Origin of the sequence: Serratia sp. CY31944, assembly GCF_052169175.1 — a bacterium.
In the GTDB taxonomy this organism is placed as follows: domain Bacteria; phylum Pseudomonadota; class Gammaproteobacteria; order Enterobacterales; family Enterobacteriaceae; genus Serratia; species Serratia sarumanii.
On record NZ_JBJNLG010000003.1, the window covers coordinates 1 to 13694 of the forward strand.

A 13694-nucleotide genomic window follows, 5' to 3' on the forward strand; every position below is an offset into this window, starting at 1 on the left:
TTATATCCGCTCACGCTTGGTATAACAATTAATGGAAAAGATTTCGATATACCTGGGAATATGCTTTCCCTAAAAAATCTTGAATATTTGTTTCAGGTGGTGAGTGGAGGGAAGAGGAATGTGCCAATAAACATGTATATTAAAATGAATAAGCGGCCTTCACGAGATGTTGTGATAAAAAAAGGGGATGTAATAGCAAAGATTGATATGTGGCAAGTAAATAATCAGGTAGGCTGCCCAGAATGTGCTCCTTATAATTGGTTGTTGATCGCTGATAACGACGCTTATTTCGCGACGACCACCTGTACTATCAATGGTGCCAAACAGATGAACATCGATTTTGGGCCGATCAGTCAGGACAATTTCACTACTGGCGTGGAGAGCGCGGTGATTAAGCAGAATCATAACCTTGATTATTATTGTGAGGATTCTAACGCCAGTCAAGATATCGCGGTTCGTTTAGTCGGAAACGCCAGCGGGTTTAGTTCTGAGGTGATTAAAACCTCGAATGAAAACATTGGTATTGCCATGGTGTACAAAGGAAAGATTGTTAAACCTAATGAAATTTTTAATTCTAAAGTTGTGAACGGTATCGGCAGTGATACGTTGACCTTCGTGCCGATAAAAAAGAACGTTCCTTTTAATGAGATAAATACGGGGCCGTTTACCGGTTCTGCAACGTTAGTGTTCAGCGTGCCTTGACTTCTCTCGTAGGGAAGGGGCTTCTTTTATATTAATAGAGGGTTTGGACACTCATCTTTTATATGAAAGCGCATGAGATTTAAAAGGGGAGAGAATGAGCCCAATAAAAATTCTTATTGATGATGAGAACGACTATTTTGCCGTTGGCCTGCGGCTAATTATCGAGGAATATGCGCAGGAGTACGCGAAACGGGTGATTTTTTTAACCTCGGATGACGAAGAACATCCCGATATCGTTTTTGTCTCATCGGCTTTGCGTATCCAGTATTGGCGGGCGCTATGGCGTTATGGCGCCGCATCGCATATTGTAGCGATCAAGGAGCGAAAGTCCGGCATCCATGAAGACCGATCGCTTGTGCTGTTACGCACATGGGGAAGAGAGGCGCTGAGCGCATTGCTGACGAATCTTTTTGCTAATTGTCATGGAGTGATACGCCCATTGGTGTCTCACCCGTTTACTTACCGTGAATGTCAGGTAATCAGTCATCTCCGAAGAGGGATGGATCAATCGCAGACGGCCAGGGAGATCGGCGTCAGTGTAAAAACGGTACATAGCCATAAACGGTCGGTTATGAAAAAACTGATGCTGAATCGCCACCGAGAATTTATGTATTGGTTAATATCGCAAGATGACTAATCTTTTTTTTGAAAATGATGGCTTACTATTTTATCAGTTTTAGAGCTTTCTTTTTCTAACAAAAGGAACTTAAGTGTTTTTTTTGCTTTCTGCAGCAATACTATTTTTATTTAGCCTGTTGTCTTTTTATAAGCATCTTAAATTAGTCAGGAAAAAACGGCTGATTATTAGCCGTCATAAAATTTTATGGTAGGAGACAACGCGTTAAGTTTTAATAAACGGCGAAGCCGGTTTATTCATCTTGGGCACCGGTAAGAAGCGCCGGGGTATTGCTCATTCACACCTGGAAAGGCATTTCCTCGCCGGCGGCCACTTGCTGATTAACCAACAGAATAGGCTAACCAGAGTGTTTTCCGCCTGATACGAGCCCAGGCTGGTATGCTGCACAACAACCTTTCTGCCATTGATGATTGCCTGGCTGTAACCGACCCTGATCACTATCGCTTAACGCATGGCGTACCTGACAAATAATCGAACGCAGTTCGAGGGAGAGTCCGTACTCCAGAAAGCGAAAAACCCGCCATAGGCGGGTTCTTCTGAATAGGGTGACCGGACTAGGACAACCGGCGCTGGCGCCGCGTTGAACAGCGCTTCAGCGCTGGCCCATAGAGTGAGGCCTTGGGCCGAATAATCGAACGCAGTTCGATGGAGAGTCCGTACTCCAGAAAGCGAAAAACCCGCCATAGGCGGGTTCTTCTGAATAGGGCGACCGGACTCGGACAACCGGCGCCTGCGCCGCGTTGAACAGCGCTTTAGCGCTGGCCCGCAGGGTGAGGCCTTTGGCCGAATAATCGAACGCAGTTCGATGGAGAGTCCGTACCTCGGAAAGCGAAAAACCCGCCTTTTGGGCGGGTTCTCTAAATAGGGCGACCGGACTCGGACAACCGGCGCTGGCGCCGCGTTGAACAGCGCTTTAGCGCTGGCCCGCAGGGTGAGGCCTTTGGCCGAATAATCGAACGCAGTTCGATGGAGAGTCCGTACCCCAGAAAGCGAAAAACCCGCCATGGGCGGGTTCTTCTGAATATGGTGCCCGGACTCGGAATCGAACCAAGGACACGGGGATTTTCAATCCCCTGCTCTACCGACTGAGCTATCCGGGCAACGGGGCGCATTAAACCGTATTGGCCGGATGGCGTCAATCGCTTTCTGTCACAAAGCCGATCGGTTGCTCTATTTTCAGGCAGTGAACCCGGGGGAGTGGGGGATTGGAGGGTATTGCCACTCAATAAATATGCATGTAAAACGTGTATTTATACTGTCGTCAAGATGGGTTTTTATAATTTTTTAATTAAATAACAATGCGTTATTGTAAAATCAATGCGCGTTAAACCAAGGCGATTCTTGCTTGAACCCCGCAACGAATCATGCAATCATTGCGCAAATTTTAGCACTCTCCGTTCCCTGACGGTGTTCCCGCTTCTTATAAGCCAGAGGGTTATTGGCATGACTGGTTTTGTTGCTCAAGCGCTGCTGCGCACCAGACATCTGACGCCGCCACCGTTCCGCCGTTGTTTCCTCCGTACGCCATCCGCCCGAATACGCCTGCCGGCCATGCGGTAAGCCGCCTGATGCTCGCTGTTAGGCATGCGTAAAGCCAGCGCTGCGGCCCTGATTTTACTGATGCCTGTCGGACGCTGCCAAGACCAGTTTTCCCGATAGCCGCCTGATGATCGCCGATCATGAGCCGGTCACGCACGCCGCTTATGCTGCCGTGCCCGGGTATCGCTTTTACCGGGATAACCGCGTTATCTCATTACCGTGCCGGTGGCACACCCTCATCCTTCACCGTTTGAGAGTCAGCATGATGAAAGAATTGAAAATCGCGACCAGCGCCAGCCTGGTCGCCACCATTGAGACGCTGCGTCAGATCGTGCGCGTAGAGCAGACGGACTACACCGACGTGGCGGCGGTGGTGGTGTCGGTCGCCGACGTGAACGCCGGCATTCTGGCGCGCTTGCAGGCGACGGGGTTCGACATCCCTACCTTCGTGGCGGTGGAAGGGGACGAGCATCTCTCGCCGGACTATCTGCCGTTCGTCAGTGGGGTCTTCGCGCTGCTGGCCGGCGCCAGCAAGCCGTTCTACATGGCGCAGCTGGAGGCCGCCGCCGACGCCTACGAGCAGGCGCTGCTGCCGCCGTTCTTCAAAACGCTGAAGACCTACGTCGAGATGGAAAATTCGACCTTCGCCTGCCCGGGGCACCAGGGCGGCGAGTTCTTCCGCAAGCACCCGGCCGGCAGGCAGTTCTTCGATTTCTACGGTGAAACCCTGTTCCGTTCCGACATGTGCAACGCCGACGTCAAGCTGGGCGATCTGCTGATCCACGAAGGATCGGCCAAGGATGCGCAAAAGCACGCGGCGCGGGTGTTCAACGCCGATAAAACCTATTTCGTGCTCAACGGCACCTCGGCGGCCAACAAGGTGGTGACCAACGCGCTGCTGACCCGTGGCGATCTGGTGCTGTTCGATCGCAACAACCACAAATCCAACCACCACGGCGCGCTGATCCAGGCCGGCGCCACGCCGGTCTATCTGGAAACCGCCCGCAACCCGTTCGGCTTTATCGGCGGCATCGACGCGTGCTGCTTCGACGAGCGCTACCTGCGTAAGCAGATCCGCGAAGTGGCGCCGGACAAGGCGGCGGCGGCGCGGCCGTTCCGGCTGGCGATCATTCAGCTCGGCACCTACGACGGCACGATTTACAACGCTCGCCAGGTGATCGACACCATCGGCCATCTGTGCGACTACATCCTGTTTGACTCCGCCTGGGTGGGTTACGAAGGCTTTATTCCGATGCTGAAAGAGTGCTCGCCGCTGCTGCTGGAGCTGGACGAACACGACCCGGGCATTTTCGTCACCCAGTCGGTGCATAAACAGCAGGCGGGGTTCTCGCAGACCTCGCAGATCCACAAGAAAGACGACCATATCAAAGGGCAAAAGCGCCACTGCAACCACAAGCACCTGAACAACGCGTTCATGCTGCATGCGTCGACCAGCCCGTTCTATCCGCTGTTCGCCGCGCTGGACGTCAACGCCAAGATGCACGCCGGCCCCGCCGGGCGCCGCATGTGGATGGACTGCGTCAAGCTGGGCATCGAGACGCGCAAACAGCTGCTCAAGCGCTGCTCGCAGCTGAAGCCGTTTATTCCGCTGCAGGTGGCGGGCAAGGACTGGCAGGATCACGATACTGACCTTATCGCCAACGACGCGCGCTTCTTCACCTTCGTGCCGGGGGAGACGTGGCACGGCTTCGAAGGCTATGCCCAGGATCAGTATTTGGTCGATCCGTGCAAGCTGCTGCTGACCACGCCAGGGATTGACGCCGCGACCGGCCAATACACCGAGTTCGGCGTGCCTGCCACCATTCTGGCCAACTTCCTGCGCGAGAACGGCATCGTGCCGGAGAAGTGCGATCTCAACTCGATCCTGTTCCTGCTGACCCCGGCGGAGAACCCGGCCAAGATGGAACAGCTGGTGGAGATGCTGGCGCAGTTCGAGCGCTATGTTGCAGAGGACGCACCGCTGAGCGTGGTGCTGCCGACGGTGTACCGCAAGAACGAACAGCGCTACCGCGGTTACAGCATTCGCCGGTTGTGTCAGGAGATGCACGATCTGTACGTCAGCTTCGACGTCAAACAGCTGCAAAAGGAGATGTTCCGCCAGGATCATTTCCCGCCGGTGGTGATGAACCCGCAGGACGCCAACGTGGAGTTTATCCGCGATAACGTCGAGCTGGTGCCGATCGGCCAGGCGGAGGGGCGCATCGCGGCGGAAGGGGCCTTGCCGTACCCGCCGGGCGTGCTGTGCGTGGTGCCGGGCGAAGTGTGGGGCGGCGCGGTGCAGCGTTACTTCCTGGCGCTGGAAGAGGGCATCAACCGCCTGCCGGGCTTCTCGCCGGAGCTGCAGGGGGTCTACATCGAGAAAAAAGATCACGGCTGGAAGCGCATCTTCGGCTATATGATCAAGCCATAGAAAAAGGGCCGGTTCGCACCGGCCCTTCTCATTTATCCACGCGGAACGCGTTACTTCCTGCGGTAGCTCTTCTGCGCGGTATTCACTTTCACCAGATAGCGGCGCGACTCGGCGGCCGGGTGCTTGGTGGTCAGCGTCTGATACACGTCGCCCGGCTGCATGGCGTTGATGATGCCCACCGCGCGCGTTCTGTCGCTGGAGAACACCCGCAGCACGCTGCCGGCGCCGCCGTTGTAGGCGGTGATCACCGCATAGCGGCGCGAGGTCGGGTTCTGAATGCCGCCCAGGTAGTTGTTCTGCAGGATCGCCAGGTAGGCGGTGCCGGTGTCGATGTTGTTCTCCGGATCGAACAGGTAGCTGCGGCTCGGGGTGCCCCATTTGCCGCGCATCTGGAACACATCCTTGCCGGCGGTGTGCTGCATCACCTGCATCAGGCCCAGCGCGTCCGAACCGCTCACCGCATACGGGTTGAAGCTCGATTCGGTCTGCATGATAGCCAGGATTAGCGACTCGTCCACGCCGTATTTTTCCGACGCCTTGCGCACCATCGGCAGGTATTTGTGCGCACGTTTGTCCAGGTGGTTCGGCACCAGCTGGATGGTGACCGAGTAGATCACGTGCAGGCCGGAGGTGCGTTTTTGCAGCTTGGTCTGCAGCAGGTAATCGGCGAAGTGCGCCGCGCGCCATTCCCAGCGGATCGGCGCGCCCTTGTTATCCAGCACCTGGCCGTACAGGAACGGCTCTTTGCTGATCTGGATATCGTTGGCGTCGGAATAGAGATCGATGGAGCCCGGATCGTCACCCATCAGCAGCGTGCTGATGATCGCCTGGCGCAGGTGCGCGGCCGGATCGGTGGTGGCGATGGTCTCGATGGTAATGGCGCCGGTGTCGAAGTTGATATGGCTGCGGGTTTGGTATTGGTCGGTATATTTGACGTAGTCTTTCGGCCCGGCGATCAGAACTTCGTTCAGACCCCAGATGTTCTCGATGTTGTGGGCGAATTGGCCCATCAGAATGTCGAAGCCGTTGGTATCTTTGATCCAGGCTTCGTTGATATCTTCACTTTTTTTGCCGGAACAGGAGATCAGCAAAGGCGCTATTACGAGCAAAGCTAAAATTTTCTTCATCTTAAAGCCGTTTGGAAGAAGTATAAGAGGATTGAAGCGGGCCAGCGCCTGGCCCCAACAGCGTTATTCGCTCGGCGGCGTATAGCCTTCGATGTGCACGTCGTGCCCTTCGAACAGGAACTTGATCATTTCCTCTTCCAGCAGCTTGCGGTCGTCCACGTTCATCATGTTCAGCTTCTTCTCGTTGATCAGCATGGTCTGCTTCTTCATCCACTCGCCCCAGGCTTCCTTGGAGATCTCGTTGTAGATGCGCTTGCCGACGTCGCCGGGATAAAGCTGGAAGTCCTGGCCTTCGGCGTCGCGCTGCAGGAAAGTACAAAAAATGGTGCGGCTCATGCTAATTCCTCATCGATGGCGCTATCGCCATATAAGTTTTGTTGGATCGGGGGCTGCTTCGCCAGCTGTTGCAACAGGCGATCCACCGGCGCCGCCAGCCCGACCGACGGCGGCTGCGCTAAGTTATACCAGAGACCCGCGCCCTCATCCATGCCGCTGCCCGCCGCGTCGAGCGACAGCCACATCGGCACGATATCGAGGTGGAAATGGCTGAACGTGTGGCGAAACGCGGTCAGCTGTTCCAGGCGCTTGCCTTTCAGACCGCGCTGCTGCAGCCAGAGTTCCAAATCAACGCGCGCGCTGAACTGCGGGAAGCAGAACAGGCCGCCCCACAGCCCCACCGCCGGGCGCTGTTCCAGCCACACGCGCTCGCCGTGCTGCAGCAATAAGAAGTAGGCGGTTTTTTCCGGCAGGGTCTGTTTGGGTTTCTTGCCGGGGTAGTTGGCCCAGCTGTGGTTGGCGTAAGACAGGCAGCCGACGTTGAGCGGGCAGAGTTCACACTTGGGCTTGGAGCGGGTGCAGACCATGGCGCCCAGATCCATCATCGCCTGGTTGAACTGGCCGACGCCCTGCGCCGGGGTGACCTCTTCGCTGATTTTCCACAGCCGGTTTTCGACCTCTTTCTTGCCCGGCCAGCCCTCCACCGCGTAGCAGCGGGCCAGCACGCGCTTCACGTTGCCGTCGAGGATCGGATAGTGTTGGCCCAGCGCCAACGACAGCACCGCGCCGGCGGTGGAGCGGCCGACGCCCGGTAAATCGGCGATTTCTGCGAAGGTTGTCGGGAACTCGCCGCCGTGCTGTGCGACAATGGTCTGCGCCGCCTTGTGCAGGTTGCGGGCGCGGGCGTAATAGCCGAGGCCGGTCCACAGATGCAGCACTTCGTCCAGTGGGGCTTCCGCCAGCGCACGCACGTTGGGAAAACGGGCCATAAAGCGCTGAAAATAAGGAATGACGGTGGCTACCTGGGTCTGTTGCAACATCACCTCGGAGAGCCATACTTGATAGGCGGTTTTTTCCAGCTGCCACGGCAGGGTCTTGCGGCCGTAGCGCTGATACCAGTCAAGCACCACCTGTGCGAATTGTTGTGCTTGCATCATGAGCAGCGTCGTTATCCGGCAGAAAATGAAGCGAGATTGCAGCATAGAGTCATGGTGCTGTAAACCGGAACTTTCCGACGCCGCACGGCGGGTACAGAAGATGAACACTTGCTAAACCAATGTATCTTTGCATAATGCGCGTTTCCCTAATTGGCAGCCAAACAGACAGAAAGCACTATGATTAATGACGTCATCTCCCCGGAATTTGATGAGAACGGCCGCGCGATGCGCCGTATCCGCAGTTTTGTCCGCCGCCAGGGGCGGCTGACCAAAGGCCAGCAGCACGCGCTGGAGAACTATTGGCCGGTGATGGGCGTGGAGTATCAGGCTGACGCTGTCGATCTCGCCGCGCTGTTCGGCCGCGAAGCGCCGACGGTGCTGGAGATCGGTTTTGGCATGGGCGCCTCGCTGGTGACCATGGCGGGCAACAACCCGCAGCAGAACTTTTTAGGGATTGAGGTGCACTCGCCGGGCGTGGGCGCCTGCCTGGCCGACGCCCACGAGGCGAAGCTGAGCAACCTGCGCGTGATGTGCCACGACGCGGTTGAGGTGCTGGAAAACATGATCCCGGACGGCTCGCTGGACATGGTGCAGCTGTTCTTCCCCGATCCGTGGCACAAGGCGCGCCACAATAAGCGCCGCATCGTGCAAACGCCGTTTGTCGAACTGGTGCTGCGCAAGCTGAAGACCGGCGGCGTCTTCCACATGGCCACCGATTGGCAACCTTATGCGGAACATATGTTAGAGGTTATGAACGGGGTCGCAGGCTACCGTAATCTTTCCAGCGATAATGATTACGTGCCGCGTCCGGATTCGCGCCCACTGACGAAATTTGAATTACGCGGCCAGCGCCTGGGACATGGCGTTTGGGACTTGATGTTTGAGAGGAAAGAATAATGGCTAAGAACCGCAGTCGTCGTTTACGTAAAAAGTTGCACATTGAAGAATTTCAGGAGCTGGGTTTCTCCGTAGCCTGGCGCTTCGCCGAAGGCACGTCGGTGGAAGACATCGACAGCACGCTGGATACCTTCATCGATGAAGTGATCGAGCCGAACGGCCTGGCGTTTGACGGCAGCGGCTACCTGCAGTGGGAAGGTCTGATCTGCCTGCAGAAGATCGGCCACTGCACCGACGAGCATCGCGAGCTGGTGAAAAACTGGCTGGAAGCGCGCAAACTGAGCGACGTTAAGGTCAGCGATCTGTTCGATATCTGGTGGGATTGATCGCGCTTGCCCGATGAGCGCGGCTTCGCGCCGCGCCGTTTTATTGATCTAAGGTGCCTTAACGGCGCCTTTGTTTTGCCCGGAGTGTGACCGAGGTGGTAACAACATTGGATAACGCGTTGCTGGAGGAGATCCTGCAACAGGTGCGCCCGCTGATTGGCCAGGGGAAAGTGGCCGACTACATCCCGGCGTTGGCGGAAGTGCCCGCCGATCGGCTGGCGATCGCCGTCTGCACGGTGGACGGCGAACTGTTCCAGGCCGGCGACGCCGCGGAGCGCTTCTCCATTCAGTCGATCTCCAAGGTGCTGAGCCTGACGCTGGCGCTGACGCGCTATCAGGAGCCTGAGATCTGGCGGCGCGTCGGCAAAGAGCCTTCCGGCCTGCCGTTCAACTCGCTGCTGCAGCTGGAGATGGAACAGGGCAAACCGCGCAATCCGTTTATCAACCCCGGCGCGCTGGTGGTGTGCGACATGCTGCAAACCCGGCTCAGCGCCCCCAAACAGCGGATGCTGGAGGTGGTGCGCCAGCTGGCCGGCGAAGACGACCTGGCCTATGACCTGCGGGTGGCGCGCTCCGAGTTCGAACACTCCGATCGCAATGCGGCCATCGCCTATCTGATGAAGTCGTTCGGCAACTTCGAAAACGACGTGATCACCGTCCTGCAAACCTATTTCCACTACTGCGCGCTGCGCATGAGTTGCGTGGAGCTGGCGCGCAGCTTCGTCTATCTGGCCAATCGCGGCCGCGATCTCAGCGGCGAGGCGGTGATCAGCCCGCTGCAGGCCCGGCAGATCAATGCTCTGATGATGACCTGCGGCATGTACGACGGCGCCGGCGAATTCGCCTATCGGGTGGGGATGCCGGGCAAGTCCGGCGTGGGCGGCGGCATCGTGGCCATCGTACCGGATGAGTTGTCGATCGTCGTCTGGTCGCCGGAGCTGGATGCTTCCGGCAACTCGCTGGCGGGAACTGCGGCGCTGGAACTGTTGTCTCAACGTATCGGTCGTTCGATTTTTTAATCCCAATCTGGATGGGAGTCAGGAGAAGCTATGTTGAAGAAAACCGGGTTAGCCTTACTGCTGCTGGCGGCGACTGCCGCGCAGGCCCACGCCGAGTACCAATGCAGCGTTAAACCCCAGGATGATGTGATCATCAGCCCGCAGAGCGTGCAGGTGAAAGGCGCCAGCGGCGACCTGCAAATTTCGCCGGATGGCGACGTGATCCGCAACGGCCAGGCGCTGAGCCTGAACGACAGCCAGCGGCAGAAAGCCTTCAGTTACCAGAGTGCGCTGCGCAAGCAGCTGCCGTGGATCGACGACGGCGCGCAGCAGCACCTGGAGAAAGCCCGTTCGGCGCTGGATAAGGTGATCGTCAAAGAGCTGGGCAGCAACAGCAACGTGCGCAACCGGCTGACCACCCTGAACGGCCAGCTGAAACAGCAGATGAACCGCATCATCGAGCACCGCAGCGACGGCCTGACCTTCCACCACAAGGCGATTGACCAGGTGGAACAGGACGGCCGCAACATCGTGCAGCAGAGCATGGGCGGCGTGCTGCAGGACAGCCTGAACGAGATGGGCGTCAAACAGGCCGCCAACAGCGGCGGCAACCCGCTGCAGGCGATCATGGGCAACCTGGGCGGCTTGCAGAAGGCGATCCAGAACGAATGGAACAACCAGGAGCAGGACTTCCAGAACTTCGGCCGCGACGTTTGCAACCGCGTCACCGCACTGGAAACCCAGCGCAAGGATCTGCTGAAGGCGTTGAAGTAACGGATAGATATCGCATATCCATATCAGAGACGCTGAGGCGAAGCGAAATTCTGGTTGATACCTATCAGGCATTGTTTTTGGAGGCTTGGCATGAGTACGGCTAAACGCGTCAGCTTTGGGACGCGTTGGACGAGGATGTTTCCGTTGAGGGATTGCTGAAGGGGCGTGGCGACGTGACGCATCGCCCTCATAATGCCGCCTGAACATGAAAAAAAGCGCTGATTATTCAGCGCTTTTTTTTACTCGTCGTCCGCCAGGAACAGTTCCAGCAGCGAGTTGAGGAACAGTTTGCCCTTCTCGGTGATCTGCCAGTGCTCCGCGGTTTCTTCCAGATAGCCTTTGGCCAGCGCTTCGTCCAGCTGTGGGCGAATGACGCTTTCCCCCAGCCCGGTGTAGTTGACGAAGTCGGCGCGCGGCGCGGCTTCCAGCAGGCGGAAGCGGTTCATGAAGAATTCGAACGGCCGATCCGCCGCCGCCACCTCATGTTGCTTGTCCATGTAGTCGCCGCGCATAAAGCCGCGCGGGTGCTTGGTCTTGGCGGTGCGCAGGATGCGCCCGTCGCTGAAGGTCACCTTGCCGTGCGCGCCGCAGCCGATCCCCAGATAGTCGCCGAAGCGCCAGTAGTTGAGGTTGTGCTGGCATTGGTAGCCCGGCTTGGCGTAGGCCGAGGTTTCATATTGCTGATAGCCGGCGGCGCTCAGCAGCTGGTGGCCGCGTTCGAAGATGTCCCACAGCGCGTCGTCGTCCGGCAAGACCGGCGGGCGCGAGCTGAACAGGGTGTTCGGTTCGATGGTCAGCTGATACCACGACAGGTGCGGCGGATTGAGGGCGATAGCCTGACGCAGATCGTCCAGCGCCTCTTCCAGCGACTGATCCGGCAGGCCGTGCATCAGATCGAGGTTGAAGCTGCGCAGGCCGAGGCCGGTCGCCAGCGTCGCCGCGCGCTTGGCCTCTTCCGGGCCGTGGATGCGCCCCAGGCGGGTCAGCTTCTCTGCGCTGAAGCTTTGCACCCCGATGGAGATGCGGTTGACGCCGGCGCGCTGGTAGCCACTGAAGCGATCGGCCTCCACGGTGCCGGGGTTGGCCTCCATGGTGATTTCGGCGTCGTCGGCGACGCGAATGCGCGCCCGCACGCCGTCCAGCAAGGCTTGCATCGCCTCGGCGCTCAGCAGGCTGGGGGTGCCGCCGCCGATGAAGATGGTGCTTATCTCCCGGCCGCCGGCCAGCGGCAGGTCGGCATCCAGATCCGCCAACAGATGATCGACATACTCCTGATGCGGCACGTCACCCTTCAGCGCATGGGAGTTGAAGTCGCAGTACGGGCATTTCTGCACGCACCACGGGATGTGGATGTAGAGACTCAGCGGGGGCAGCTTAAGCATTGCGCATGGCTTCCAACATCAGCTTCAGCGCCTTGCCACGGTGCGAAATCGCCCGCTTCTCGTCGCGGCTCAGCTCGGCGGCGGTGCGGCCCAGCTCCGGCACGTAGAAGACAGGATCGTAACCGAAACCGCCTTCGCCGGCGGCCTGTTCGGTGATTTCGCCGGCCCAGCTGCCGTGGAACACCAGCGGCGTCGGATCCTGCGCATGGCGCAGATAGACCAGCACGCAGTGGAATTGCGCGCCGCGCCGGCCCGGCGCCACGTCTTTCAGCGCCGCCAGCAGCTTGTCGAGGTTCTGCCGATCGTCGGCGTCTTCACCGGCATAGCGTGCGGAGTAGATGCCCGGCGCGCCGCCCAGCGCGTCGACCGCCAGGCCGGAGTCGTCGGCGATCGCCGGCAGGCCGGTGACCTGTGCCGCATGGCGCGCTTTCAGAATGGCGTTTTCGATAAACGTCAGCCCGGTTTCTTCGGCGGATTCAACGCCCAGATCGGTTTGCGCGACCACGTCCAGGCCGAAATCGGCCAACAGGTCGGCGAGTTCGCGCACTTTGCCCGGGTTACCGGTGGCAAGAACGACTTTTTGCATAATGACTACCTTGAAAATTATTCGATGAGCGCCGCGACCACGGCGGGGATCTGTTGCGGATTCACGATGCGTAACTGTTTATGCCGCCCCAGTTCGCCTTTCTCGATGGTGACGTTGCTTTTCGCCACTTTGAACTGCTTGGCGATAAACTTGATCAGATGGGCGTTGGCTTGGCCGTCGACCGGCGGGGCGGTGATGGCGACTTTCAGTTCGTCGCCATGCAAGCCGATAATTTGGTCGCGGCTAGCTTTCGGCTGAATATATAGCCTGATCGCCAGCCCGTCCAGCACCGGAGTGACTGCACTCACAGCAGGAACCAGATCTCGCCGAACAGATCCATGCCCAGGTAATTGATCAGATAGAGGATCAGGATCACCACCATGGCGGAAAAGTCGATGCCGCCCATCGCCGGGATGATGCGACGGATCGGCGCCATCAAGGGTTCGGTAAGCTGGTACATTACATAGTCGATCGGGCTGCGGCCCTGGCTTATCCAGCTCATCAGCGCACGAATGATCATCACCCAGAAGATCAGGTAGCCGGCAGACTTCACCAGCGAGATCAGGCCGAACAGCAGGTTATAGGGGCTGAGCGACATCGCGCCGCCCTGGATCAGCAGCAGCAGCGGGTACTTGATGGTCATCAGCAGGAACGCCAGCAGCAGCGAAGCGCTGTCGATGGGCCCCAGCGACGGGATGATGCGGCGCAGCGGGCCGACCACCGGCTGGGTGATCTTCACCACAAACTGCGAGAACGGGTTGTAAAAATCGGTGCGTGTCCACTGCATCCAAATGCGCAGCAACAGCACCATCACGTACAGATCAATAACGGTCTTGACCAGGAAAGTCAGCGTTAGCATGAA

14 protein-coding genes, 1 tRNA gene and 1 pseudogene are annotated in these 13694 nt (G+C 58.0%); 8 read left to right on the plus strand and 8 right to left on the minus strand.

The window, feature by feature from the left end:
• Both ACJ8IN_RS04065 and ACJ8IN_RS04070 read left to right on the plus strand, forming a co-directional pair.
• The coding region (locus tag ACJ8IN_RS04065) for a fimbrial protein (protein ID WP_442519483.1) at window positions 1–702 on the plus strand (702 nt) is incomplete at its 5' end.
• A gap of 94 nt (window positions 703–796) precedes the next feature.
• Window positions 797–1339, plus strand: coding sequence for a helix-turn-helix transcriptional regulator (locus ACJ8IN_RS04070; protein WP_047570529.1), 543 nt, complete (start codon window positions 797–799; stop codon window positions 1337–1339).
• A 1024-nt stretch (window positions 1340–2363) separates the two neighbouring features.
• Here ACJ8IN_RS04070 and ACJ8IN_RS04075 read toward each other — a convergent pair.
• Window positions 2364–2439, minus strand: a tRNA-Phe gene (locus tag ACJ8IN_RS04075).
• A gap of 704 nt (window positions 2440–3143) precedes the next feature.
• Between ACJ8IN_RS04075 and speF the strand changes: the two genes are divergently transcribed.
• Window positions 3144–5309 carry an ornithine decarboxylase SpeF gene (speF, locus tag ACJ8IN_RS04080; RefSeq protein ID WP_308326043.1) on the plus strand — a complete coding sequence of 722 codons (2166 nt, stop codon included), beginning with the start codon at window positions 3144–3146 and terminating at the stop codon, window positions 5307–5309.
• A gap of 50 nt (window positions 5310–5359) precedes the next feature.
• Here the strand turns inward: speF and mltC are convergent, their stop codons facing one another.
• From mltC to mutY, 3 genes are all read right to left on the minus strand, one after another.
• A complete protein-coding gene (gene mltC, locus ACJ8IN_RS04085) occupies window positions 5360–6436 on the minus strand; it encodes a membrane-bound lytic murein transglycosylase MltC (protein WP_060453169.1) in 1077 nt (358 codons plus the stop codon).
• Window positions 6437–6499: 63 nt separating this feature from the next.
• Window positions 6500–6772, minus strand: coding sequence for an oxidative damage protection protein (locus tag ACJ8IN_RS04090; RefSeq protein WP_004937404.1), 273 nt, complete (start codon window positions 6770–6772; stop codon window positions 6500–6502).
• On the minus strand, window positions 6769–7869 hold the full coding sequence (mutY, locus tag ACJ8IN_RS04095) for an A/G-specific adenine glycosylase (protein ID WP_223182207.1): 1101 nt from the start codon (window positions 7867–7869) through the stop codon (window positions 6769–6771). The genes ACJ8IN_RS04090 and mutY overlap by 4 nt, the downstream gene beginning before the upstream one ends.
• Window positions 7870–8046: 177 nt before the next feature.
• Between mutY and trmB the strand changes: the two genes are divergently transcribed.
• The 5 genes and pseudogenes from trmB to ACJ8IN_RS04120 form a co-directional block, all read left to right on the plus strand.
• The gene (gene trmB, locus ACJ8IN_RS04100) at window positions 8047–8766 is read left to right on the plus strand and encodes a tRNA (guanosine(46)-N7)-methyltransferase TrmB (protein ID WP_004937410.1); all 720 of its coding nucleotides are present in this window, start codon (window positions 8047–8049) and stop codon (window positions 8764–8766) included.
• Window positions 8766–9092 (plus strand): YggL family protein, encoded by a 327-nt coding sequence (locus tag ACJ8IN_RS04105; protein ID WP_025304256.1) that lies wholly within the window; start codon window positions 8766–8768, stop codon window positions 9090–9092. The genes trmB and ACJ8IN_RS04105 overlap by 1 nt, the downstream gene beginning before the upstream one ends.
• A 95-nt stretch (window positions 9093–9187) precedes the next feature.
• Window positions 9188–10111, plus strand: a complete 924-nt coding sequence (gene glsB, locus ACJ8IN_RS04110) for a glutaminase B (RefSeq protein WP_033638578.1) — start codon at window positions 9188–9190, stop codon at window positions 10109–10111.
• Between the two features lie 30 nt (window positions 10112–10141).
• Window positions 10142–10864, plus strand: a complete 723-nt coding sequence (locus ACJ8IN_RS04115) for a DUF2884 domain-containing protein (RefSeq protein WP_033635949.1) — start codon at window positions 10142–10144, stop codon at window positions 10862–10864.
• Window positions 10865–10980: 116 nt separating this feature from the next.
• Window positions 10981–11067, plus strand: a pseudogene (locus ACJ8IN_RS04120) (DUF2442 domain-containing protein); the annotation flags it as partial.
• A gap of 36 nt (window positions 11068–11103) precedes the next feature.
• Here ACJ8IN_RS04120 and hemW read toward each other — a convergent pair.
• The 4 genes from hemW to ACJ8IN_RS04140 are packed head-to-tail and all read right to left on the minus strand — an operon-like array spanning window position 11104 to window position 13691.
• Entirely contained in the window at window positions 11104–12246 is a 1143-nt protein-coding gene (gene hemW, locus ACJ8IN_RS04125; RefSeq protein WP_308326034.1) for a radical SAM family heme chaperone HemW, read from the minus strand.
• A complete protein-coding gene (locus ACJ8IN_RS04130) occupies window positions 12239–12832 on the minus strand; it encodes an XTP/dITP diphosphatase (RefSeq protein ID WP_033635946.1) in 594 nt (197 codons plus the stop codon). Before ACJ8IN_RS04130 ends, hemW begins: the two co-directional genes overlap by 8 nt.
• 17 nt (window positions 12833–12849) lie before the next feature.
• Window positions 12850–13140 (minus strand): DUF167 family protein YggU, encoded by a 291-nt coding sequence (gene yggU / locus ACJ8IN_RS04135; protein ID WP_004948014.1) that lies wholly within the window; start codon window positions 13138–13140, stop codon window positions 12850–12852.
• On the minus strand, window positions 13137–13691 hold the full coding sequence (locus ACJ8IN_RS04140; protein WP_033635944.1) for a YggT family protein: 555 nt from the start codon (window positions 13689–13691) through the stop codon (window positions 13137–13139). The genes yggU and ACJ8IN_RS04140 overlap by 4 nt, the downstream gene beginning before the upstream one ends.
• Window positions 13692–13694: the final 3 nt, after the last annotated feature.